At 59.7% G+C, this 24,455-nt stretch carries 16 protein-coding genes and 4 tRNA genes; 18 read left to right on the forward strand and 2 right to left on the reverse strand.

Translation table 11 applies throughout. From position 1 onward, the window contains the following. Positions 1 to 55 precede the first annotated feature (55 nt). From ACFOZ5_RS06490 to ACFOZ5_RS06500, 3 genes are all read left to right on the forward strand, one after another. Positions 56 to 1,732, forward strand: coding sequence for a glutamine--tRNA ligase/YqeY domain fusion protein (locus ACFOZ5_RS06490; RefSeq protein WP_379886210.1), 1,677 nt, complete (start codon positions 56 to 58; stop codon positions 1,730 to 1,732). A gap of 213 nt (positions 1,733 to 1,945) precedes the next feature. Beyond that, a complete protein-coding gene (gene cysS / locus ACFOZ5_RS06495) occupies positions 1,946 to 3,328 on the forward strand; it encodes a cysteine--tRNA ligase (RefSeq protein ID WP_379886211.1) in 1,383 nt (460 codons plus the stop codon). A 133-nt stretch (positions 3,329 to 3,461) separates the two neighbouring features. Next, positions 3,462 to 5,642 carry a malate synthase G gene (locus tag ACFOZ5_RS06500; RefSeq protein ID WP_379886212.1) on the forward strand — a complete coding sequence of 727 codons (2,181 nt, stop codon included), beginning with the start codon at positions 3,462 to 3,464 and terminating at the stop codon, positions 5,640 to 5,642. A gap of 104 nt (positions 5,643 to 5,746) precedes the next feature. Here the strand turns inward: ACFOZ5_RS06500 and folD are convergent, their stop codons facing one another. Next, positions 5,747 to 6,607: a bifunctional methylenetetrahydrofolate dehydrogenase/methenyltetrahydrofolate cyclohydrolase FolD gene (gene folD, locus ACFOZ5_RS06505; RefSeq protein WP_379886213.1), complete on the reverse strand. Its 861-nt coding sequence runs from the start codon at positions 6,605 to 6,607 to the stop codon at positions 5,747 to 5,749. A 181-nt stretch (positions 6,608 to 6,788) separates the two neighbouring features. Between folD and ACFOZ5_RS06510 the strand changes: the two genes are divergently transcribed. From ACFOZ5_RS06510 to ACFOZ5_RS06570, 13 genes are all read left to right on the forward strand, one after another. After that, positions 6,789 to 6,865: transfer RNA gene (locus ACFOZ5_RS06510), tRNA-Pro, on the forward strand. 35 nt (positions 6,866 to 6,900) lie between these two features. After that, positions 6,901 to 6,977: transfer RNA gene (locus ACFOZ5_RS06515), tRNA-Arg, on the forward strand. An 87-nt stretch (positions 6,978 to 7,064) separates the two neighbouring features. Then, positions 7,065 to 7,140 (forward strand) — tRNA-His (locus ACFOZ5_RS06520). A 173-nt stretch (positions 7,141 to 7,313) separates the two neighbouring features. Then, a tRNA-Leu gene (locus tag ACFOZ5_RS06525) sits at positions 7,314 to 7,398 on the forward strand. 281 nt (positions 7,399 to 7,679) lie between these two features. Next, positions 7,680 to 8,987 (forward strand): trigger factor, encoded by a 1,308-nt coding sequence (gene tig, locus ACFOZ5_RS06530; RefSeq protein ID WP_379886214.1) that lies wholly within the window; start codon positions 7,680 to 7,682, stop codon positions 8,985 to 8,987. Between the two features lie 109 nt (positions 8,988 to 9,096). Beyond that, positions 9,097 to 9,732, forward strand: coding sequence for an ATP-dependent Clp endopeptidase proteolytic subunit ClpP (gene clpP / locus ACFOZ5_RS06535; protein WP_379886215.1), 636 nt, complete (start codon positions 9,097 to 9,099; stop codon positions 9,730 to 9,732). A 114-nt stretch (positions 9,733 to 9,846) separates the two neighbouring features. Beyond that, on the forward strand, positions 9,847 to 11,130 hold the full coding sequence (gene clpX, locus ACFOZ5_RS06540; protein WP_379886216.1) for an ATP-dependent Clp protease ATP-binding subunit ClpX: 1,284 nt from the start codon (positions 9,847 to 9,849) through the stop codon (positions 11,128 to 11,130). A 190-nt stretch (positions 11,131 to 11,320) separates the two neighbouring features. Continuing rightward, positions 11,321 to 13,735 carry an endopeptidase La gene (gene lon / locus ACFOZ5_RS06545; RefSeq protein WP_379886217.1) on the forward strand — a complete coding sequence of 805 codons (2,415 nt, stop codon included), beginning with the start codon at positions 11,321 to 11,323 and terminating at the stop codon, positions 13,733 to 13,735. A gap of 237 nt (positions 13,736 to 13,972) precedes the next feature. Next, complete coding sequence (locus tag ACFOZ5_RS06550) at positions 13,973 to 14,245, forward strand: HU family DNA-binding protein (RefSeq protein WP_189573490.1); 273 nt, start codon at positions 13,973 to 13,975, stop codon at positions 14,243 to 14,245. A gap of 283 nt (positions 14,246 to 14,528) precedes the next feature. After that, the gene (locus ACFOZ5_RS06555; protein WP_379886218.1) at positions 14,529 to 16,376 is read left to right on the forward strand and encodes a SurA N-terminal domain-containing protein; all 1,848 of its coding nucleotides are present in this window, start codon (positions 14,529 to 14,531) and stop codon (positions 16,374 to 16,376) included. A gap of 187 nt (positions 16,377 to 16,563) precedes the next feature. Further along, positions 16,564 to 18,042 (forward strand): glucose-6-phosphate dehydrogenase, encoded by a 1,479-nt coding sequence (gene zwf / locus ACFOZ5_RS06560; RefSeq protein WP_379886219.1) that lies wholly within the window; start codon positions 16,564 to 16,566, stop codon positions 18,040 to 18,042. After that, the gene (pgl, locus tag ACFOZ5_RS06565; RefSeq protein WP_379886220.1) at positions 18,029 to 18,748 is read left to right on the forward strand and encodes a 6-phosphogluconolactonase; all 720 of its coding nucleotides are present in this window, start codon (positions 18,029 to 18,031) and stop codon (positions 18,746 to 18,748) included. The genes zwf and pgl overlap by 14 nt, the downstream gene beginning before the upstream one ends. 20 nt (positions 18,749 to 18,768) lie before the next feature. After that, a complete protein-coding gene (locus ACFOZ5_RS06570; RefSeq protein ID WP_379886221.1) occupies positions 18,769 to 19,425 on the forward strand; it encodes a bifunctional 4-hydroxy-2-oxoglutarate aldolase/2-dehydro-3-deoxy-phosphogluconate aldolase in 657 nt (218 codons plus the stop codon). A 43-nt stretch (positions 19,426 to 19,468) separates the two neighbouring features. On the opposite strand, the gene pyk is transcribed toward ACFOZ5_RS06570, so the two are convergent. After that, entirely contained in the window at positions 19,469 to 20,926 is a 1,458-nt protein-coding gene (gene pyk / locus ACFOZ5_RS06575) for a pyruvate kinase (protein WP_379886222.1), read from the reverse strand. A gap of 118 nt (positions 20,927 to 21,044) precedes the next feature. Here pyk and edd point away from each other — a divergent pair, with 118 nt between their 5' ends. Continuing rightward, positions 21,045 to 22,871, forward strand: coding sequence for a phosphogluconate dehydratase (gene edd, locus ACFOZ5_RS06580; RefSeq protein ID WP_379886223.1), 1,827 nt, complete (start codon positions 21,045 to 21,047; stop codon positions 22,869 to 22,871). 80 nt (positions 22,872 to 22,951) lie between these two features. Continuing rightward, positions 22,952 to 24,433 carry a glycerol kinase GlpK gene (gene glpK, locus ACFOZ5_RS06585; protein ID WP_379886224.1) on the forward strand — a complete coding sequence of 494 codons (1,482 nt, stop codon included), beginning with the start codon at positions 22,952 to 22,954 and terminating at the stop codon, positions 24,431 to 24,433. Positions 24,434 to 24,455: the final 22 nt, after the last annotated feature.

Here is a 24,455-nt window from a genome sequence, read left to right on the forward strand (position 1 = left end):
CCTTTTATGCGTATAATAGGCGGTTTCAGATCCACTTCTTTCATTTCGAGACCTTATGAGCGCCGAGTCGAAGAAAGCCCACAACTTTATTCAGAGCCTGATCGAAGACGCCATCGAGAAGGGCGAGCACACCGGCAAGGTAGTTACCCGGTTCCCGCCGGAGCCCAACGGCTACCTGCACATTGGTCACGCCAAGTCCATCTGCCTGAATTTTGGTATTGCGGACACCTTCGGTGGTGAATGCAACCTGCGGTTCGATGACACCAACCCTGAAAAGGAAGAGCAGGAATACATAGACTCCATCAAACGGGATGTCAGCTGGCTGGGCTACGAGTGGGCCGGCGATGTGCGGTATGCATCGGACTATTTTGACGCCATTTACGATTTCGCGGTGGAGCTGATTGAAAAGGGTAAGGCCTATGTCTGTGCCCTGACGGCCGAGGAGATGACCGAGTACCGTGGCACCCTGAAAGAGCCGGGCCGCAACAGCCCTTACCGTGACCGCCCCGTGGAAGAGAACCTGCAGCTGTTCCGGGATATGCGCGACGGCAAGTTTGGCAATGGCGAGCTGGTACTGCGGGCGAAGATCGACATGGCGTCCCCGAACATCAACCTGCGGGATCCGATCCTTTATCGGGTCAGGTACGCCACCCACCATCAGACCGGCGACAAGTGGTGCATCTACCCGATGTATGACTTTACCCATCCGATTTCTGATGCCATGGAGGGGATTACCCACTCTTTGTGCACCCTGGAATTCGAGGACCATCGCCCGCTGTATGACTGGGTGGTCCAGAATATTTCCGCCCCGTGCCAGCCCCGGCAGATCGAGTTCGCCCGGCTGAACCTGAACTACACGGTAACCAGCAAGCGCAAGTTAAAGCGCCTGGTGGACGAAGGCCACGTGGATGGCTGGGACGACCCCCGTATGCCCACTATCTCCGGCCTGCGCCGCCGTGGGTTCACGCCGGCTTCCATTCGCACCTTCTGCGACATGATTGGTGTCAACAAGGCCGGTGGCACGGTGGATGTGGGCATGCTGGAGCATGCCATCCGGGAGGACCTGAACACCCATTCGCCCCGGGCCATGTGTGTCATGCGACCCCTGAAGGTGACCCTGACCAATTATCCTGAAGACAAGGCAGAAACCCTGGAGCTGCCGGTGCACCCCCAGAATCCGGATATGGGAACGCGCCAGGTGCCCTGGACCCGCGAGCTGTACATCGACCGGGAAGACTTCGTGGAGGAGCCACCCCGCAAGTGGAAGCGGCTGGCCCCCGATCAGGCGGTGCGGCTGCGTGGCGGCTATGTGATGACCTGTCGCGAGATTGTCCGTGATAACAGTGGCGAGATCGTCGAGCTCCGGTGCGAGTACGACCCGAACACCCTGGGCGTGAACCCGGAAGGCTACAAGCCCAATGGTGTTATCCACTGGGTATCTGCAACCGACAGTGTGGAAGCGGATATCAACGTTTACGATCGGCTGTTCAACCACGAAAATCCGGACAGTGACAAGACCGGCGACTTCACCGACCACCTGAACCCGGATTCGCTGGTGCGCCTGGAGAAGGTGAGGGCGGAGAAGAGCCTGGGCGAGCCCCGGGGCGATCTGCCGTATCAGTTCGAGCGGGAGGGGTATTTCTTCTTTGATGAAGAGGCCTCCGAGTCCGGGCGCCTGGTGTTTAACCGGACCGTAACCCTGCGGGACTCGTGGGGTAAGGGAAAGGCGTAAACCACAAAGGCTGGTGGAAGCCGGCGGGGAGGTCCTTCCGGGACCTTCAAAAACAGGGACGTTTTTGAAGAGCCTACAGGGATGTATTCACGGCGTGTCCCGGAAGGACCTCCCCGTTGGCTTCCCTCCCGGACGTTCTGATTGTCCTGCTCCGAGCCAGTCAGTTGCCGTGTAGTCCCAATTCATTTAACGCATGATCTGGATGCCGAACGCGTGATTAGAATCTACAACACCCTCAGCCAGCAAAAGGAAGACTTCCAGCCCATTCAGCCGGGCAAGGTGCGCATGTACGTCTGTGGTATGACGGTGTACGACTACTGTCACCTGGGCCATGCCCGGGTTCTGGTGGCCTTTGATGTGATTACCCGTTATCTGCGTCACCGGGGCTACGATGTGCACTATGTTCGCAATATCACCGATATTGACGACAAGATCCTGCGCCGGGCCGATGAGAACGGTGAGACGTTCACTGATCTGACCGATCGCATGATCCGCGCCATGCACGAGGACGAGCGCCGGCTGGGCGTGCAGGCCCCGGATGAAGAGCCAAAAGCTACGGATTTTATTGACGAGATCATCGCCATGATCCATCAGCTTATCCACAAGGGCCATGCGTATGCCGCGGATAATGGCGATGTCTATTTCTCCGTCGACAGTTTTGACGGCTACGGCAAACTCAGCAAGAAAAAGCTGGAAGACCTGTTGGCCGGCGCCCGTGTGGATGTGGAGCAGGCCAAGAAGAGCCCGGCGGACTTTGCCCTGTGGAAGGCCGCCAAGCCAGGGGAGGTCAGCTGGCCATCACCCTGGGGTGACGGGCGTCCGGGCTGGCATATCGAATGCTCCGCCATGTCCACCAAATGCCTAGGTGACACCTTTGATATCCATGGTGGCGGGCCGGATCTGCTGTTCCCGCACCACGAGAACGAAATCGCCCAGTCTGAATGCGCTACCGGCCATCATTTCGTCAATACCTGGATGCACGCCGGTGCCATCCGGGTGAACAAGGAGAAGATGTCCAAGTCCCTGGGCAACTTCTTTACCATCCGTGAGATTCTGGACAGCTATCCACCGGAAGTGGTGCGCTATTTCCTGGTGTCGAGCCATTACCGCAGCCAGGTGGATTACTCCGAGGACAATCTGGTCGAGGCCGGTCAGACGCTGGAGCGGCTTTACCACGCCCTGCGTGGCGTGATTCCGGGCAAGAACGTACCGGAGAGCGACTATGACCGCCAGTTCCACGAGGTGATGGACGACGACTTCAATACCGCAGGTGCCATCAGTGTGCTGCACGGTGTCGCCGGAGCGCTGAATCAGGCACGACGGGATGGGGATGAAGACCGTATCCGTGAGCTGGCGGCGGTGCTGGTCCGTCTGGGCGGGGTGCTGGGCCTGTTGCAGCAGGACCCGGAGGCGTTCTTCAAGGCCGGCGTGCCCGATGACCTGTCCGCCGAGCAGATCGAGGCCATGATCGAGGCCAGGGCGACCGCCAGAAAAGAGAAAAATTTTGCCGAAGCGGACCGTATCCGCGACGAACTGCAGGAAAAGGGCATTATTCTCGACGACAGCCGTGAAGGCACCAGCTGGCGCCGGGGCTGAGTGGCAAGGTGTGAAATAGCCCCCATTATGGCGTAAACTATCGCGCCCCGAGGTATGAGCAAGAGGCATCAGGATGGATGACGCAATCCGCCTGGCCTCTTAGGGAATACAGACAACACTGAGGCAGACAACGATGACAGAACGCGTGCAAGTCGGCGGCCTGCAGGTCGCAAAGAACCTGTTCGATTTCGTGAACAACGAAGCGATCCCGGGAACCGGCGTCGACGCAGACAAATTCTGGGCCGATTTTGACCGGATCGTCCACGAGCTGGCGCCCCGTAACAAGGAGCTGCTTGCCAAGCGTGACGATATTCAGGAAAAAATGGACGGCTGGTACCGCAACCACAAGGGTCAGCCCTTCAACATGGACGAGTACAAGTCGTTCCTGAAGGAGATCGGTTACCTGGTGGACGAGCCGGGTGAGTTCAAGATTTCCACCTCCAACGTTGACCCGGAAATCGCCACCATGGCTGGTCCGCAGCTGGTGGTGCCGGTGATGAACGGTCGTTTTGCCCTGAACGCTGCTAACGCACGCTGGGGCAGCCTTTACGACGCCCTTTACGGTACCGATGCCATCTCCGAGGAAGACGGAGCCCAGAAAGGCCCCGGTTACAACCCGGTACGTGGCGCCAAGGTTATCGAGTTTGCCCGCAACCTGCTGGATGAGTCCGCTCCGCTGGCTTCCGGCAGCCACAAGGATGCTGCCCAGTATCTGGTCAAAGGCGGCAAACTGGTGGTCAAGCTGCAGAACGGTAAAAGCACCGGTCTGAAGGACGAGTCCGCATTTGCCGGCTACACCGGCGCCGAGAGCGAGCCCACCGGCATCCTGCTGGTGAAGAACGGCATGCACTTCGAGATCCAGGTTGACGCCACTCATCCCATTGGCAAGGACGATGGCGCCCACGTGAAAGACGTGCTGATGGAGTCCGCGCTGACCACCATCATGGACTGTGAGGATTCTGTTGCTGCCGTTGATGCGGACGACAAGACCCTGGCCTACCGCAACTGGCTGGGCCTGATGAAGGGTGACCTGGAAGAGAGCTTCCAGAAGGGCGGCGAGATGATGACCCGTCGCATGCACCCTGATCGCACCTATACCGCTGCCGATGGCAGTGAGCTGAGCCTGAAGGGCCGCAGCCTGATGTTCGTGCGTAATGTGGGTCACCTGATGACCAACCCGGCTATCCTGCTCAAGGATGGCAGCGAAGTGCCTGAGGGTCTGATGGACGGCCTGCTGACCTCGCTGATCGCCATTCACGACCTCAAGGGCGACAGCAAATACCAGAACAGCACCACCGGCTCCGTGTACATCGTGAAGCCCAAGATGCACGGTCCCGAAGAAGTGGCCTTTACCAATGAGTTCTTCGGCAAGGTGGAAGATGCCCTGGGGTTGCCGAGCTTTACCCTGAAGGTGGGCATCATGGATGAGGAGCGCCGTACCACGGTGAACCTGAAGGCCTGCATCCATGCCGCCAAGGAGCGCGCCGTGTTCATCAACACCGGCTTCCTGGATCGCACCGGTGATGAGATCCACACCTCCATGGAAAAGGGCCCGTTCATCCGCAAGGGGCCGATGAAGCAGGCTACCTGGATTCAGGCCTATGAGCAGTGGAACGTGGATATCGGTCTGGAGACCGGCTTCCGTGGTGTCGCCCAGATCGGCAAGGGCATGTGGGCCATGCCGGATCTGATGGCCGGTATGCTGGAAGCCAAGATTGGCCATCCGAAAGCTGGCGCCAACACCGCCTGGGTTCCGTCGCCGACCGCGGCTACCCTGCACGCCATCCACTATCACCAGGTGAGCGTGGCGGACGTGCAGAAAGATCTGGAAAGCCGTCAGCGTGCCGCTCTGGAAGACATCCTGACCGTGCCGGTGATGGACGATCCCAAGTCGCTGTCAGAAGGTGAAATCCAGGAAGAGCTGGACAACAACGCCCAGGGCATCCTCGGCTATGTGGTGCGCTGGATCGACCACGGTGTGGGCTGCTCCAAGGTGCCTGACATTAACGATGTAGGCCTGATGGAAGACCGTGCCACGCTGCGGATTGCGTCCCAGTTGCTGTGCAACTGGCTGTACCATGGCATCTGCAGCGAAGACCAGATCGTCAAGACGCTGGAGCGTATGGCGGCAGTGGTGGATCGCCAGAACGAGGCAGACCCCACGTACCGCAACATGGCACCCAGCTTTGATGACAGCGTTGCTTTCCAGGCCGCCAAAGACCTGATTCTGAAGGGCCGCGAGCAGCCGAACGGCTACACCGAGCCGCTCCTGCACGCCTATCGCCTGAAGGCCAAGGAGAAGTTCGGGCAGTAATAGTCTGAACTGATTCAGAAAACCCCGTTCGGTTTATGCCGTTCGGGGTTTTTTATTTTTGGGGAGGTGGTGTGGTCTGAGGCTTCGGCCTACAACCTCAAGGCTCAGTCGTCCGTATGGAGAACGTTCGCTGCATACAGAGTGTTCTGCAGTAGCGTGGCGATGGTCATGGGGCCTACGCCACCAGGTACCGGCGTAATGTAGCCAGCGCGCTCTGAGGCCGCCTCAAAGTCCACGTCGCCGCGCAGCTTGCCATCCTCCATCCGGTTGATGCCCACATCGATAACGGTGGCGCCCGGTTTGATCCATTCGCCCTTGATCAGCCCTGGCTTGCCGGCAGCCGCGATCAGAATGTCGGCCTCACCGACAAACTTTTCCAGGTTTTTGGTGAAACGGTGCGTGACGGTGGTGGTGGCACCCTTGAGCAGCAGTTCCATGGACATGGGGCGGCCAACAATATTGGAGGCGCCCACGATGACCGCGTGCTGGCCCTTGTAGGGGGTGCCGATATGGTCCAGCAGGGTGATGATGCCCCTCGGCGTGCAGGGGCGCAGGGCCGGCTGCCGCTGGACCAGGCGGCCAATATTGTAGGGGTGAAAGCCGTCGACGTCTTTGTCCGGTCGAATGCGCAACAGGATTGGATCGTCGTCCAGGTGGTCGGGCAGGGGGAGCTGGACCAGGATGCCGTCCACTTCAGGGTTGTCGTTCAGCTCGTCAACCAGGGCTTCCAGCGCTTCCTGTGATGTGTCGGCAGGAAGGTCATAGGACAGGGAGTGGATGCCTGCCGCTTCGCAGGCCTTGCGTTTGTTGCCTACATACACCTGGGAGGCAGGGTCGCTGCCCACCAGTACCACGGCCAGTCCGGGTGCCCGCAGGCCTTTCTGGCGTCGTGCTTCAACACCGGCGGCTACCTGCTGGCGGATGCCCGCCGCGATCTCTTTTCCCTTGATGAGTTCTGCGGTCATGTGATTGTCTTTTTGATGCGAAAATGGAAGCTATGCATTCTCGCATGTAAGCGATCCGGCGCCAATTCCTCTTGCCTTCCTGCGGTGCGGGGAGAAAAATAGCGGTGATGCAGGTTGACGCACCCCGGATCCGCCGGTAATATGCGCGCCAACTTTGCTGAGGCATCTGTTGTTCAGGTTTCGGGGTATAGCGCAGTCTGGTAGCGCGCCTGCTTTGGGAGCAGGATGTCGGGAGTTCGAATCTCTCTACCCCGACCATTCCCATGCTGATGTTCAGGTGGGCACACGGTCATGCGCTCGTAGCTCAGCTGGATAGAGCATCGGCCTTCTAAGCCGGTGGTCGCAGGTTCGAGTCCTGCCGGGCGCGCCATTCGCCGTTCAGGCAGACTTAAAAGCAGCTGCAGGCAAGGTTAGCGTTATCCGGTATGGCCGGTGAGCGTTGTTTGAAAGGATTATGGTGGACGTAGCTCAGTTGGTAGAGCTCAGGATTGTGACTCCTGCGGTCGAGGGTTCGAACCCCTTCGTCCACCCCATTTCCCTCTTTTCCTGATCCTTCCTTCCTGATTGTCCGGAATACGTGGTTGATATCGTACTTTTCGCGGGAATGGCAGGTGATATACGATAGTGCGGTGACGCCCTGAAGCAGGTGCGGAACTGGAGCAGGTCTGATTCGGGCAACGGGTGCCCGAATCAGACAATGATTCATGCCGGTGTGGTGGAATTGGTAGACACGCTTGGTTTAGGTCCAAGTGCCGAAAGGCGTGGGGGTTCAAGTCCCTCCACCGGTACCAATTGACTGGGAAGCCCTGTCCCCCGGGGTTTCTGCGTGAGCCTGCCGGGATTCATCCCGGTTCGATGCTGCATCGGGCGAGTCGGTTTCCAGGCTCGCGCAGCCAGCTGGCCCGGTTGGCGTCCGAATCCTGTTCACAAAAACATCCAGCCCGTGCTCCCCATAGTCACCTTCGTGCTTTTCAGGTGATTCTCTCCCCCGTTGGTTCCGTGATAGACTACGTCTTTTAATTTTAGCCAAACCCAAATCCACTTAATTGATCCGGTAATTTGAGGAACTTCCATGCAAGTGTCTGTTGAAACGACGTCAAACATCGAGCGTCGCATGACGATTGGTGTGCCCGCCCAGGAAATCGACCAGGCGGTTCAAAAGCGTCTTCAGGAAACCGCGCGTACCGTGCGCATGAATGGCTTCCGCCCGGGCAAGGTGCCCTACAAGGTGGTCAAGCGTCGTTTCGGTGAAAGTGTTCGCCAGGAAGTGGTTGGCGAAGTCATGCGTGACAGCTATGTAAAGGCACTGGAAGAGAAAGACGTATCCCCGGCGGGCTGGCCGCAGTTTGAACCCAAGACCATGGAAGAAGGCAAGGACCTGGAGTTCGTGGCCATTTTCGAGGTGCTGCCGGAAATCGAGCTGGGCGACCTGAGCAAGGTTGAGGTTGAAAAGCTGGTTGCCGAGGTAACCGACAAGGATATCGACAAGATGATCGATAACCTGCGTCGCCAGCAGGCCACCATGAAGGAAGTGAAGCGCAAGTCCAAGAACAAGGACACCGTGACCATCGACTTCAAGGGCTATGTCGACGGCGAGGCCTTTGAGGGTGGCGAAGCCCAGGATCACCGCCTGGAGCTGGGCTCCGGCCAGATGATCCCCGGTTTCGAGAAAGGCATCGTCGGTGCCAAGACCGGCGAAGATATCGAGATTGAGGTTGAGTTCCCCGAGGACTACCACAATGAAGAACTCAAGGGTAAGCCCGCCAAGTTCGAGATCAGCGTCAAGAAGGTTGAAGAGCCTCAGTTGCCTGAATTGAACGAAGAGTTCTTCAAGCGCTTCGGTATCGAGGCTGACTCCGAGGAAGCCTTCCGCGAGGAAGTGAAGAAGAACATGGAGCGGGAACTCAAGCAGGCCATGTCTGCCAAAGTAAAAAACGACGTGGTTGACGGTCTGCTGGAGTCCACTGAACTGGACGTGCCCCAGGCGCTGGTGGACCAGGAAATCGACCGTCTGCGCAACGACGCCGTACAACGTTTTGGCGGCCAGATGGATCCGCAGCAGCTGCCCAAGGAAATTTTCCAGGATCAGGCAACCCGTCGTGTAAAGACCGGTCTGCTTTTCCAGGAAATCGTAAAGGTCAACGACCTGAAGGCGGACGACGAGAAGGTTGACGAGAAAATTCGCGAGATTGCGTCCACCTACGAGCAGCCGGAAGAGGTGGTGACCCACTTCAACAGCAATCCGGAGCAGAAGGCCCAGATCGAATCTGTGGTTCTTGAGGATGCGGTGGTTGACTTTGTGCTTGATCAGGCCAAAGTTAAGGAAAAGAAAGCGAAATACGACGACGTCATTCAGGCGGCCCAGCAACAACAGGGGTAAGTGCCAGCCACTTGTCCCGGGCTGACCGCCCGGAGAAACAGCCGGCTCGTCCGGCTGTTTCTATGTTCAGAGACATTCAGTCCGAATCCGAAAAGGAGTGCAGGCACACATGACCCAGAAGCCTTTTGACGGTTCTTCCATGGACCCAAATGCCGCCTTGATCCCGATGGTGATCGAACAGACCTCTCGCGGTGAGCGGTCTTTCGATATTTACTCACGGCTCCTGAAGGAGCGGGTCATCTTCATGGTGGGGCCGGTGGAAGATCACATGGCCAACCTGATTGTGGCGCAGATGCTGTTTCTGGAGTCGGAGAATCCGGACAAGGATATTCACCTGTACATCAATAGCCCGGGTGGTTCGGTTACGGCGGGCATGTCGATCTATGACACCATGCAGTTCGTAAAGCCCGATGTGGCGACACTTTGTGTGGGCCAGGCGGCCAGCATGGGGGCTTTCCTGTTGGCCGGCGGCGCCGAGGGCAAGCGCGCGTGCCTGCCCAATTCCCGGGTGATGATCCATCAGCCGCTGGGCGGTTATCAGGGCCAGGCCACCGATATCGAGATCCATACGAAAGAGATTCTCAAGATTCGTGACACCCTGAACCGTATCCTGTCGCAGCATACCGGGCAGGATCTGGAAACCATCGCCAGAGACACTGATCGTGACAACTTCATGGATCCGCAGCAGGCGAAGGAATACGGGCTTATCGACACCGTACTTGATAAGCGCGTATCGAATAAATAATACTGACGGTAATCGACAGGATGTGTGGCCGCGTACCCTTGTTTACATATCAGGGCGGTAAAGGTGCATGCCAGGCCGCACATTGGCACCGGAAACCAGACCAGAGGTAATTCAATGGCAGATGAAAGAAACGGCAGGGGCGACGACAACGGTAAGTTGCTGTACTGCTCGTTTTGCGGAAAAAGCCAGCATGAAGTCCGTAAGCTCATAGCAGGGCCCTCGGTATTCATCTGCGACGAGTGTGTCGACCTGTGCAATGACATTATCCGGGAGGAAATCCAGGAAAATGCACAGGAAGAGGCCAGTGACCGCCTGCCGACACCGGAGGAAATCCGCGGTACGCTCAACGAGTACGTGATCGGGCAGGACCGTGCCAAAGTCGTGTTGTCTGTTGCTGTGTACAATCACTACAAGCGCCTGCGCTATGGTGAAGGCAAGGCCGAGGTGGAACTCGGCAAAAGCAACATCCTGCTGATAGGGCCCACTGGCAGCGGCAAGACGCTGCTGGCGGAAACCCTGGCGCGGATGCTGAATGTGCCGTTCACCATTGCCGACGCCACCACGCTGACGGAAGCCGGTTATGTGGGTGAGGATGTCGAGAACATCATCCAGAAGCTGCTGCAGAAGTGCGACTATGACGTAGACAAGGCCCAGCGTGGCATTGTCTATATCGATGAGATCGACAAGATCTCCCGCAAGTCTGATAACCCGTCCATCACCCGTGATGTGTCCGGTGAAGGCGTGCAGCAGGCGCTGCTCAAGCTGATCGAGGGCACCGTGGCCTCGGTTCCGCCCCAGGGTGGCCGCAAGCATCCCCAGCAGGAATTCCTGCAGGTGGATACCGGCAACATGCTGTTTATCTGTGGTGGTGCCTTTGCCGGTCTCGACAAGGTGATCCGCGAGCGTACTGAAAAGAGCAGTATCGGGTTCTCGGCCTCCGTTGCCAGTCGGGACGATGCCAAGAGCACCGGCGATGTCATTCGCAACGTGGAAACCGAGGATCTGGTCAAATATGGCCTGATACCCGAGTTTGTAGGTCGTCTGCCTGTGGTGGCAACCCTGACCGAACTCGACGAGGAAGCCCTGGTGCAGATTCTCACCCAGCCCAAGAACGCGCTGACGAAGCAGTACCAGAAGCTGTTCGATATGGAAGGCGTGGAGCTGGACTTCCGGGAAGACGCCCTGCGTGCCGTGGCCCGCAAGGCCCTGATCCGGAAAACCGGGGCCCGTGGCTTGCGCTCCATCATGGAAGCTACCTTGCTGGACACCATGTACCAGATTCCGTCAGAACCGGATGTCTCAAAAGTAGTGATCGACGAAAGCGTGATCGACGGTGATTCCGAACCGTTCAAGATCTACGCCAGCAGCGATCACGCCAAGGCGGTACCGGAAGATTGACGGCAGTGCACGCCGGACGACAAAAGAAGGGCGGCAACGCCCTTTTTTTGTGTCTGTTATTGCGACGGTGTGACGTGTCTCCAGGTTACATCCCGTATGGCTCGGCAACCGTCTGTAAAAACATTGCAATCCCGCAAATTATCCCAATATTCGGTGGTATGCTGAAAGAAACGTCGTCAGAGGATTCCGTATGACCCCGACTCCCGAAACCCGTACCGAGTACCCGATGCTTCCCCTTCGGGACGTGGTTGTCTTCCCCCACATGGTGGTGCCGCTGTTTGTGGGGCGTGAAAAGTCCATCCAGGCCCTGGAAGTGGCCATGGAAGGCAGCAAGGAAATTCTGCTGGTATCACAGCGGGACGCTGGCACCGATGACCCGGGCCCGTCCGACGTGTTTGACGTGGGTACCCTGGCCACGGTCCTGCAAATGCTCAGGCTGCCGGACGGCACCGTCAAGGTGCTGGTGGAGGGCAATGCCCGCGCCAACATCGATGCCGTGGCTGAAGGGGATTACCTGACGGCCACCGCGTCGCTCCTGGAGCCGGACTCCGTGCCGGAACGGGAAGAAGATGTGCTGGTCCGTACCTTGACCGAAGAATTCGAGAAGTACGTCAAGATGTCCCGCAAGGTGCCTTCCGAGGTCTCCAGCGCACTACAGGGAATCAATGAAGTGGAGCGTCTGGCGGACACCATGGCCGCCCACCTGGAGTTGAAGGTGCCTGAGAAGCAGGAGCTGCTCGAGGCCCTGGATATCCGCACCCGGGTTGAGCTGTTGCTCGGCCGGCTGGACAGCGAAATTGACCTGATTGAAGTGGAGAAGCGAATCCGCGGACGGGTCAAGAAGCAGATGGAGAAGAGCCAGCGGGAGTATTACCTCAACGAACAGATGAAGGCCATCCAGAAGGAGATGGGCTCCCTGGGTGAAGGCGGTGGTGACTTCGAGGAGCTTGAGCAGAAGATCGAGGAAGCTGGCCTGCCGGAAGAGGCCCGCAAGAAAACCGAAGCCGAACTGAACAAGCTCAAGATGATGTCGCCGATGTCTGCCGAGGCGACCGTTGTGCGTGGTTATATCGACTGGATGCTGGCGCTGCCCTGGAAGAAGCGTAGCCGTGTCCGTCATGACATCGAGAAGGCCCGTGAGATCCTCGATGAGGACCATTATGGCCTGGACGAGGTAAAGACCCGTATCCTGGAATACCTGGCGGTTCAAAGCCGTGTGAAAAAGGTGAAAGGGCCGGTATTGTGCCTGGTAGGCCCTCCCGGTGTCGGTAAGACCTCCCTGGGTCAGTCCATCGCCCGCGCCACCAATCGCAAATACACCCGTATGGCCCTGGGTGGTGTTCGTGACGAGGCCGAGATCCGTGGTCACCGCAAGACCTACATCGGCGCGCTGCCGGGCAAGTTGGTCCAGAAGCTGTCGAAGGTCGGGGTCAAGAACCCGCTGTTCCTGTTTGACGAAATCGACAAGATGGGCATGGACCACCGGGGCGATCCGGCGTCGGCGCTGCTTGAGGTGCTGGACCCGGAACAGAACCACACGTTCAACGATCATTACCTGGAAGTGGATTACGACCTGTCCGATGTGATGTTTGTCTGTACGTCAAACTCCATGAACATCCCGCCGGCGTTGCTGGACCGGATGGAGATCATCCGCATCCCCGGTTATACCGAGGACGAGAAGGTCAATATCGCCCTCAAGTATCTGATGCCCAAGCAGCTCAAGGCCAATGGGCTGAAAAGGAACGAGCTCGAGATTCCGGAGCAGACCCTGCGAGACGTCATCCGCTACTACACCCGCGAGGCGGGCGTGCGGGGGCTTGAGCGGGAGATCGCCAAGATCTGTCGCAAGGTGGTTCGCGAGCACGTGGAGAAGGGCGAGAAGACCGCTTTCGAGCTGACGCCGGAGCTGCTGGAGGACTACTCAGGCGTACGCAAGTTCAAGTACGGTCTGGCGGAAGAAAAGAACCAGGTCGGTTCCGTGACCGGGCTGGCCTGGACCTCCGTGGGTGGCGAGCTGCTCACTATCGAGACGGCTGTTACCTCCGGCAAGGGCCGGGTGGTGAAGACCGGTTCCCTGGGGGATGTGATGCAGGAATCCATCCAGGCGGCCCTCACCGTCGTCCGTAGTCGCGCACCGGGACTCGGAATTCGTGATGACTTTCACGAAAAACACGACTTGCATGTACATGTACCTGAAGGCGCTACACCGAAAGACGGGCCCAGCGCGGGTATCGGCATGTGTACTGCCCTGGTGTCTTCCCTGACCGGAATTCCCGTCCGTGCAGACGTCGCCATGACCGGTGAAATCACTCTCCGTGGCCGGGTACTACCCATTGGCGGGCTGAAGGAAAAGCTGCTGGCGGCCCATCGGGGCGGCATCAAGACTGTTATCATTCCGGATGAAAACGTTCGTGATCTCAAGGAGATACCGGACAATATCAAGGAGTCGCTGGAGATCCGCCCGGCCAAGTGGATCGATGAAGTCCTGGACATCGCCCTGGAGTACACTCCGGAGCCACTGGCCAGCACCAGTGCCCCTCAGGGGCAGGGGACGACCGGTCGAGATGAAGAGGGCGACGCTGGCGAACGGATCAACACACATTAAAAGCTGCGTGCTTTGTTGACATGCCGGAGAGCCCGTTGGTATAACTGTTTCGCCGTGAAGCAGCCAATACCAAGGGCTCCCGCGCAATCAGAACCTATTCCGTGGACCGGTTAACAGCCGCAGGGAATAAAGAAAGTGAAAAATGGCATTCTCCGACCGCTTGTGCGATAGTCGGGAACGTCTCAGAAAAATAAACAGACCGAGAACTTCTCCAACCTGAAATCGAAGGGGTTTAGTGTGAACAAGTCCGAACTTATCGATGCAATTGCAGAGTCCGCCGATATCTCCAAGGCCGCCGCCGGCCGTGCACTGGATGCCATGACCGGCTCCATCACAGGCGCACTGCAGAAAGGCGACCAGGTCACCCTGATCGGCTTTGGTACTTTCTCTGTAAAAGAGCGTGCCGCTCGCACTGGTCGTAACCCGCAGACTGGCGCTGAGATCAAGATCCCGGCATCCAAGGTGCCCGGGTTCAAGGCAGGCAAGGCTCTGAAGGACGCCGTCAAGTAACGGACTCCTTCGGCAGGCGGTGCCGGCATTTTCTGTTCAGTGCCGCCCTGCTCGAATTCAAGGCGCATTCCATCCCGGGTGCGCCTTTTTACGTTCAGTCAGTTAACGAGTGTTGGCCGGCTCCTGCGAACAGAAGGTTCCGGGACTTTCCACAGACTCCCTCGGCCCGGCAGTTCCGATAACCCCGCTGACTGATTCTTCAGACGAACATTGAAAAGAGGCCTGACGCCGAGCCTGGTACCAGCACAATGGTATAAACGGGTGCGAGCGATCCGGGAGGAACATGCTTCAAGACATTCGGGACAATGCCCAGGGCACCATTGCCAAGATTATCATCGCCGTATTGATCGTATCCCTGTCCATCTGGGGCATGGATGCCATCGTTGGTGGTTTCCGTGGAGAGCCTGAAGTGGCAACGGTAAACGGTGAAGACATTACCGAACGTGAATACCTGCGGATGGTACAGATTGCCACTCAGGACCGGCTCAGGCAGATGGAACGTCCGGATCCGACCCTGCTGGATGAGGACCAGATCCGCAAGGATGTTCTTGAAAGCATGATTCAGGCCGAAGTGCTGGCCCAGGATGCAGGGGCGCAGGGCCTTGCGCTGAACAACGCCAGCGTGGACCAGTTGATCGTGGGTATGTCCCAGTTCCAGGTGAATGGCGAGTTCAGTCAGCAGCGCTTCACCTCTTTTGTCAGCAACCTCGGCATGACCCCCACCGAATTCCGGGAATTGCTGAAACGGGACTATATCAGCAACCAGATTCGCACCGCGGTGGTTCGTGGCGGCATCGCGCCGGCTGAGTCGGCCCGCCGCCTGCTGGCCATTCAGGGCCAGAGCCGCGATTTCAGCCTGATGCGCCTGAATGGCGACTCGGTGGCTGACCAGGTTGAGGTCACCGAAGAGGATGTGGCGCAGTGGTACGACGAAAACCAGTCGCAGTTCATGCAGCCTGAATCGGTGGACGTCGAATACCTGGTGTTGTCCCTGGACGATGTACAGGATCGCATCGAGATCTCTGAAGAGGAGGTGCGCCAGCGTTATGACCAGATGGCTGACCAGCTGACACAGGAAGAGCGCCGTAGCGCCCACATCCTGGTTGAGGACGGTGACAACGCCCAGGAGCGTATTGAAACCATCCAGCAACGTCTGGAGGAAGGCGCCGATTTCGCTGAACTGGCTCGGGAGTTCTCTGATGATCCGCTGTCGGCGGAGCAGGGCGGTGATCTGGGTTACCTGATGGAGGGTGATCTGGGTGGCGCCTACGATGAAGCGCTGTTTTCGCTGGACGAGGGCGACGTGGCCGGCCCGGTGGAAAGCGAATTCGGTACCCACTTCATCAAACTGCTGGATATTCGCAAGGGGGACGCCCCAAGCTTCGAGGAGCAGGCACCGGATATCCGCGCGCAGCTGGCCCGGCGCCAGGCTGGCGATGAGTTTTCCCGTCAGCGCACCGAGCTGGCGGATCTGGCCTTTTCATCGGAAGATCTCGAGTACCCCGCTGAGCAGTTCGACCTGGAACTGCAGACCCGCAGTGGAGTGACCCGTGACAATAACAGGGCTCCCTTTGACCATGCCGGCCTTATACGTCAGCTGTTCTCCGGCGATGTGCTTGAAGACGGCTTCAACACCGAACTGATTGACGTCAGCCAGACATCAGCCGTGGTGGCCCGTGTGACTGAGCACCAGCCGGAGAAGCCCCGGCCCCTGGCAGAAGTCGCTGACCAGATTCGCGATCGTCTTGAGCGTGAGCGTACCCTGGAACTGCTCGGGCAAAGGGCCGAGGAACTCCTGAGCCAGCTTCGCAATGGCGAGATTGCGCCGCAGGGAGAGGGCTGGACAGAATACGATGACGTCGTTCGTGCTCAGGCCGACCTGGCCGGGCCGGTGGTGGCTGAAGCATTCTCACTGCCTGCGCCCGGTGAGGGCGAGTTCCGTTTCGGTGCCGCCGAGGATGGCACGGACCTGGTGGTTATTGCCCTGTCCGGCGTCACTGATGGCGAAATCGAGGAAGGTAGCGAGGATGTGAAGAACATGAGTCTGTTCCTGGCCCAGCTCAATGGGCAGCAGGAATATCAGGCCTATGTCCGCACGCTTCGTGATCAGGCAGAGGTCGAGCGCCCCTGAGGCCTGAAACGCTACTACGCCAGTGAAAAAAACCCGCCTCCGGAAAGTTCCGGTGGCGGGTTTTTTATTATGGGCATACGCTGATTCAACCATGAACTGGAAATCGGGGCGACGGTTGTCATGATTTTTGTATGATCATGCTGTAAATGGCGACAACTGCCGTTCCTGAACCGGAGGAAGCACCAATATGGGGAGCCCGGACACTGCCTGTGACCTGATTCTGTTCGGGGCCATGGGCGATCTTGCCTCGAAGAAGCTGTTTCCCGCTCTGTACCAGCTGCACCGTGCAGACTTGCTGTCGCCGGGAACCCGTATCCTTGGGCTGGCGCGACGGGACTACACACTGGATGAGGCCAGGGAGGCCGTGCGAGAGCGGCTGTTGGAAAAGCTGGAGCCGGACGAGGTCTCTGCGGATGCCATGGAGAGTTTCCTGGCTCGGGTGGGGTACCAGAACCTCGATTTCTCCAGTCCCGAGGGGTACAAAGCCCTGGCAAAATGGCGGAGCGAGGGCCCAGCGGACAATACCCTGATCCTGTATTACGCAACACCACCAGGCCTGTACGCCACCATTACCAGTCACCTGGCCGACCTCGACAGCTGTGACGAGCATACCCGCGTGGTGGTTGAGAAACCTATCGGCCATGACCTGCCTTCCTCCAGGCAGCTCAATGATCAGTTGGCGTCGGTGTTCCGGGAGGAGAACATCTTCCGCATTGATCATTACCTGGGTAAGGAAACCGTGCAGAACCTGATTGCCCTGCGGTTTGCCAATAACCTGTTTGCCTCCCAGTGGGACCAGAACCATATTTCCCATATGGAGATTACCGTGGCGGAGAGTGTCGGTATCGAAGGTCGCTGGTCCTACTTCGATGGTGCCGGCCAGCTGCGGGATATGGTGCAGAGTCACCTGTTGCAGCTGCTGTGTCTGCTGGCCATGGACCCGCCATCGGACCTTTCCTCTCACAGTATCCGTGATGAAAAGGTCAAGGTACTCAAGGCACTCTCGCCCATGACCCAGACGCGTATACCGACTCATCTGGTTCGGGGGCAGTACACGGCTGGCACCGCCGATGGCCACCCGGTACCCGGATACCTCGAAGAGGAAGGCGCTGCGGGTCACAGCCACACCGAAACCTTTGTCGCTCTCAAGGTGGAAATTGAAAACTGGCGCTGGGCCGGTGTTCCCTTCTATATCCGCACAGGCAAGCGGCTGCCCGAAAAACGTTCGGAAATCATTGTCCACTTCAAGCCGGCGCCACACTACATTTTTGACCCGGACCAGAAGCATCTGGCCAACAACAAGCTGATCATCCGCCTGCAGCCGGATGAAGGTATGGCGCTTCAGATTCTCACCAAGGATCAGGGCCTAAGCCGCGGTATGCGGCTACGCCAGGGCCCGTTGGACCTGTCATTTGCCGAGGCTTTTGATACCGACCGGATACCCGACGCCTATGAGCGGCTGTTGCTGGAGGTCATGAAAGGCAACCAGTACCTGTTCGTACGCCGAGATGAAGTGGAATACGCCTGGCGCTGGATTGATGAGCTGCTGGATAACTGCGAGGAATGCGGAGCCCATCCCAAGCGCTACTCGGCCGGAAGCTGGGGGCCTGTGGCCTCTATTGCCATGATCACCCGTGACGACCGGAGCTGGTATGAAGACGCCTGAGCACACGTTGCTCCCCGGGGTGGCGTTCTGTGCCTGGAATGATTCGGAAACACTCGCGCGGGATCTCGCCGGGCAGGTGGCGGATCGTCTGCGCCAGTCCATCGAAACCCGGGGCGGTGCGTTGATGGTGGTGTCCGGTGGACAGACGCCGGTGGACTTTTTTCGCGTCCTTTCCGGCCAGGCGCTGCCCTGGGAGAAGGTGACGATCCTGCCATCGGACGAACGCTGGGTACCCGCGGACAGCGACCAGCGCAACAGCCGCCTGATTCGGCGGAACCTGTTGCAGGGGGCGGCCGCCAGCTCCCGGCTGATCGATCTGGTGGAGACGGATGACCAGTCACCGGAGCAATCTGCGGAGCGGGCCTCTGACCGGCTTTACCCGCTGCATTGGCCTGCGGATGTGGTGGTTCTGGGCATGGGTGAAGATGGCCATACGGCGTCGTTGTTTCCGGATGCTCCCGAGCTGGCGTTCGCCCTGTCAGCCGATGCCCCGTCGGTGGTGGTCACAACACCACCCTCCCAATCCACGGTAAGGTTGACCCTGAGTGCCCGGGTCCTGTCTGGAGCGGCCTTGACGGCGCTCCTGATACGGGGTGAAGGCAAGCGGGTCGCCCTGGAAGAGGCTGTTTCCGCCCCCCTGGCCATCGGACCGATGCCGGTGCGTTATTTTTTCCAGCAACCATTGCGGGTTGTCTGGAGCCCCTGAACCCCAAGGAGGACCGTGCCATGCCCGGACTGTCACAAGACCAGCGGCAACGCATCCAGGCCGTATTGTCGACGGGACCCCTGATGCCGGTGATTACCATTCATCGGGAAGAGGACGCCTTGCCCCTGGCTGAAGCGCTGGTGGAAGGGGGTATCCGCGTGCTGGGGGTGACCCTGAGAACGCCACAGGGGTTGCCCGCGATCGAGACCCTGAGCAAGCGCCTGCCCCCGGAAGTACTGGTGGGGGCTGGCACCGTGACCGACCCGGGCCGTTACCGCCAGGCTGAAAGCGCCGGAGCCCGGTTCGTGGTCAGCCCGGGCATTACGCCCCGCCTGCTGGATTACGGGTTGACCTCGAATGCGCCACTACTGCCAGGCGTGGCGACGGTATCGGAACTGATGCTGGGATATGAGTTGGGATATCGTGCTTTCAAGTTCTTCCCGGCTGCAGTGGCCGGGGGTCTGGAAGCCCTGAAGGCGATGTCCGGCCCCTTTCCGGATGTGATGTTCTGTCCTACTGGAGGCATACGGCGGGATACGGCCAGGGAGTACCTGGCCCTGGATAACGTGATGGCAGTGGGCGGCACCTGGCTGACGCCTGAGAAACAGGTCAACGCAGGGGACTGGCCGGCTATTGCCAGACTGGCGCGTGAAAGCCTGGCCAGCTGCCTCGGTTGAGGCAGACCGGGCTAGCCGGTGATTCGGGCCGGCCCCCGGGCCATCAGCGGATATCGTCGTTCACGCGGACAATTTTCATGGTGTTGGTGCCACCCTGGGCATTCACGTAGTCGCCCTTGGTCAATACCACCAGGTCCCCCGGGTTGACGATGCCCCGGTCCTGCAGTTGCCGCACGGCCAGGGCATTGGTCTGCTCCGGCGGCACCTCGGCAGAGTCGAAGGGTACGGTCTGTACGCCCCGGTACAGCGCCACCCGGTGCTGGGTGGTGAAATGGCGGGAAAACGCGAAGATGGGCAGCCCCGACTTGATGCGGGACATCAGCAGAGGCGTGGACCCGGTTTCGGTAAGGCAGATGATGGCGGTTACGCCTTGCAGGTGGTTGGCGGCATACATGGCCGACAGGGCAATGGCCTCGTCCACCCGTTCCATACTCTCGTGCATGCGGTGGCCGGACTGATGCATGGACGGATGACGTTCGGCACCCTTGCAGATGCGGTCCATGGCTTCCACCGCCTGGATCGGGTAGTCGCCCACGGCGGTTTCGGCGGACAGCATGACCGCGTCGGTGTAGTCCATCACGGCGTTGGCGACGTCGGAGACTTCGGCGCGGGTCGGCATGGGGTTGTCGATCATTGACTCCATCATCTGGGTAGCGGTGATGACCACCCGGTCCAGGGCGCGGGCGCGGGCAATGACGTGTTTCTGCACTGCAACCAGTTCGGCGTCACCGATTTCCACGGCCAGATCGCCGCGAGCCACCATGACAGCGTCCGAGGCGAGAATGACGGCGTCCAGGGCTTCGGTATCGTGGGCCAGTTCGGCGCGTTCGATCTTGGCCACCAGGCCTGCCTGGGAGCCCGCATTCCGCAGCAACCGGCGGGCGGTATGCATGTCTTCGGCGGTGCGCACGAAGGAAACGGCCACATAGTCAGCCCCCAGCTCGGCCGCCGTAACGATATCTTCCCGATCCTTGGAGGTGAGGGCATCGGCAGAAAGGCCGCCGCCCCGTTTGTTGAGGCCTTTGTTGTTGGACAGTGGGCCGCCGATCAGCACGGTAGAGGTGATGCTGTGATCATTCACGGCGGTCACTTCCATCTCGATACGGCCGTCGTCAAGCACCAGAATATCGCCGGTAGTGACGTCCTGGATCAGCTGTTCGTAGTCAATGCCGACACACTGGTCATCGCCGGCCTCCTTGTCCATGGCCGCATCCAGTACAAAGGTCTGGCCCGCCTTCAGGGTGACCTTGTTGTCGCGGAACCGCGCGATCCTGAGCTTGGGGCCCTGAAGGTCGGCCAGAACGGCCACAAAGCGTTCGCACCTGGCAGCCGCCTGGCGTACCCGGCGGGCACGCTCACAGTGCTCTTCGGCGCTGCCATGGGAGAAGTTGAGGCGGCAGACGTCCAGGCCTGCGCGGATGATGCGCTCCAGGGTGTCCGGAGAATCGGTGGCGGGGCCGAGGGTGGCGACAATCTTGGTGCGCCGTAGCTGCTCTGGCATAGCGTATCAGTTCCTTTTCTGGGGCCTGCCCGGGCGGGCGGCCTGCAGGTCGTTGCTGTTGGTCATCAGCCCGTCATGGTAGTGTCAAAGTGTAACAGAATGGTGAAGGAGAGCATCGATGCACCCCACCGTACAGCAGGTAACGGACCGGATTATCCACCGCAGCCGCGACAGCCGGCAAGACTACCTTGGGCGTATGCAGGAACTGGGGCGCCAGTCACCGCACCGGGCGGCACTGTCCTGCGGTAACCTGGCCCATGGTTTTGCGGCCTGTCAGCCTGGCGAAAAGCAGACCCTGAAGCTGATGAATCAGGCCAACGTGGCCATGGTCTCAGCCTACAACGACATGCTGTCCGCCCATCAGCCTTATGCCGGATTTCCGGACGTGATCCGGCAGGCGGCCCATGGCATGGGCTCCGTGGCCCAGTTCGCCGGCGGCACCCCGGCCATGTGTGACGGTGTGACCCAGGGCCAGCCCGGCATGGAGCTGAGTCTGGTATCCCGGGACGTGATTGCCATGAGCACGGCGGTTGCTCTCAGCCACAACATGTTTGATGCCACCCTGTTGCTGGGGATCTGCGACAAGATCGTACCGGGGCTGCTGATTGGTGCCCTGAGCTTCGGTTACCTGCCGACGGTACTGATCCCTGCGGGACCCATGCCGTCTGGCCTGCCGAACAAGGAAAAGCAGCGTATCCGTCAGTTGTATGCCGAGGGCAAGGTGGGCAAGGATGAGCTGCTGGAAGCGGAAAGCCAGTCCTATCACAGCCCGGGCACCTGTACCTTCTATGGCACAGCCAACAGTAACCAGCTGCTGGTTGAAGTCATGGGGCTGCACCTGCCCGGTGCGGCCTTTGTGAACCCGGGAACGCCTCTGCGTGAGGCGCTGACCCGTGCCGCCACCGAGCAGGTGATCCGCCTGTCCAGGCCGAATGGCGGTCATCTGGGGCTGGCCGACATGGTGTCGGAGAAAACCATCGTCAATGCGCTGGTGGCGCTGCTGGCCACCGGAGGCTCCACCAACCACACCCTGCACTGGGTGGCCATTGCCCGGGCAGCAGGTATCCTGATCGACTGGGATGACTACTCGGAGCTGTCCACCGTTACGCCACTGCTGACCCGGATGTATCCCAATGGTCAGGCAGACGTCAATCATTTCCACCAGGCCGGTGGCACGGCGTTCCTGATCCGGGAGCTGCTGGATGCGGGCCTGCTGCACGAGGACGTCGACACGGTGGTCGGTCATGGGCTGCGGGCCTACACCGAAATTCCCACCCTGGAGGACGGCAAGCTGGCCTGGCATCCGGCGCCGGCGACCAGCACTGATGCCGGCGTGCTGCGCCCGGCATCGGAACCCTTCGATCCGGAAGGAGGGCTGACGGTGGTGCAGGGTAATCTGGGGCGGGGCATTATCAAGACATCGGCGGTCGCGCCTGAGCACCGTGTGGTGGAAGCGCCGGCCAGGGTCTTTGACGACCAGTCCGAAGTGGCCGAGGCTTTCGACCGCGGAGAACTGGACATGGACTTCGTTGCGGTGGTCCGGTGGCAGGGGCCCGCGGCCAATGGCATGCCCGAGCTGCACAAGTTGACACCCTACCTGGGCAGCCTGCAGGACCGGGGCTACAAGGTGGCGCTGGTGACAGACGGTCGTATGTCCGGCGCCAGCGGCAAGGTTCCGGCCGCGATCCACGTCTATCCAGAAGCTGCCAGGGATGGTGTACTGGCCCGGGTGCGGGATGGTGATATGATCCGTGTGGACGCCGGCAGGGGAGAGCTGTCTGTTGGCGTGCCTGACGATGAACTGTCTGCCCGTGAACCCGCGACGGCTGATCTCTCCGCCAACCAGCATGGTCTTGGCAGGGAGCTGTTTTCCTGGTTCCGTACAGGGGCATCGGAAGCCGAAAAGGGTGCTACGCTGTTTTTCCAACCCCACCCATTCCAATAACGGGAGTGGCGCGCAAGCGTTATGGCAGAACAATACAGCTTTGGCGGCACTTTCAACAATAACAGGGAGCAAAGCTGCACATGAGTCAATATCTGCTGGCGATCGATCAGGGGACCACCAGTTCCCGGGCCATTCTGTTCACACTGGAAGGCCGCATCCATGCCGTGGAGCAACAGGAGTTTGCACAGATCTATCCGGACAGCGGCTGGGTGGAGCACGACCCGGAAGCTATCTGGGAGACCGTCAAGGCCACCTGCCAGGCGGTCCTCGACAACAGCGGCGTGGACACCCGCCAGATCGCCGGCGTCGGCATTACCAACCAGCGGGAAACCACCGTGGTGTGGGACCGGAAGACCGGTAAGCCCGTCTACAATGCTATTGTCTGGCAGGATCGTCGTACCGCCGGTTTCTGCCAGCAACTCAAGGAGGACGGCCATGAGCCGGGGGTGACCGAGCGTTCCGGTCTGATCATCGATCCCTATTTCTCCGCCACCAAGATCCGCTGGATACTGGAGAACGTTGATGGTGCCCGTGAACGGGCAGAGCGCGGCGAGCTGGCCTTCGGGACTATCGATACGTTCCTGCTGTGGCGGTTCACCGAAAGGCGCTCATTCCTGACCGACGCCACCAATGCCTCCCGCACCATGCTGTTCAATATTCACGAGCAGTGCTGGGACCCTGACCTGCTGAAACTCTTCGACGTGCCGGCATCCCTGCTCCCGGAAGTACGGGACTGCGCCTCGGATTTCGGCACTATCGCCGAAGGCCTGCCGGCCGCCGGCGCGACCATCGGCGGTGTGGCCGGTGATCAGCAGGCGGCGCTGTTTGGCCAGACCTGCTTTGCCGAGGGCACTGCCAAGAGTACGTACGGTACCGGATGCTTCCTGATCCTCAACACCGGAGAGCAGGCACTGAAGTCGGAACACCGGTTGCTGACCACGGTGGGCTACCGGCTCAATGGCAAGACCACCTACGCCCTGGAGGGCAGCATTTTCATTGCGGGCGCCGCCATCCAGTGGTTGCGGGATGGCCTCAGCCTGATCCAGATGGCGGACGAGTGCGAGATGCTGGCGGAGCAGACCCCGGTGGATCACGGCGTCTATCTGGTGCCGGCGTTTACCGGGCTGGGCGCACCGCACTGGGATCCCAAGGCACGGGGTGCGATGTTCGGGCTGACCAGGGATACGGGCATCAAGGAGATTGTGACCGCCGGCCTGCAGTCGGTGTGCTACCAGACCAAGGACCTGCAGAAAGCCATGGAGGACGACGGCGAGCGTCCGGTGGCGCTGCGAGTGGACGGTGGCATGGTCGTCAACAACTGGGTGCTGCAGTTTCTGGCGGATATCCTCGGGGCCACCGTGGACCGGCCCGAGGTTATCGAGACCACGGCGCTGGGGGCGGCTTTCCTGGCCGGCCTTCACGCTGGCGTTTATCGGGACCTGGAGGAAATCGAAAAACTGTGGCGCTGTGAGCGCCGGTTCGAGCCGGTCATGTCCAAGGCGGACCGTGACCGGCTCTATGATGGCTGGCTGGAGGCCGTACGGCGGCTACAGGCGAATTAGCCGGGGCGGGCGTTGCGCCCGC

This window comes from Marinobacter lacisalsi (assembly GCF_042651045.1).
Classification (GTDB): Bacteria; Pseudomonadota; Gammaproteobacteria; order Pseudomonadales; family Oleiphilaceae; genus Marinobacter; species Marinobacter lacisalsi.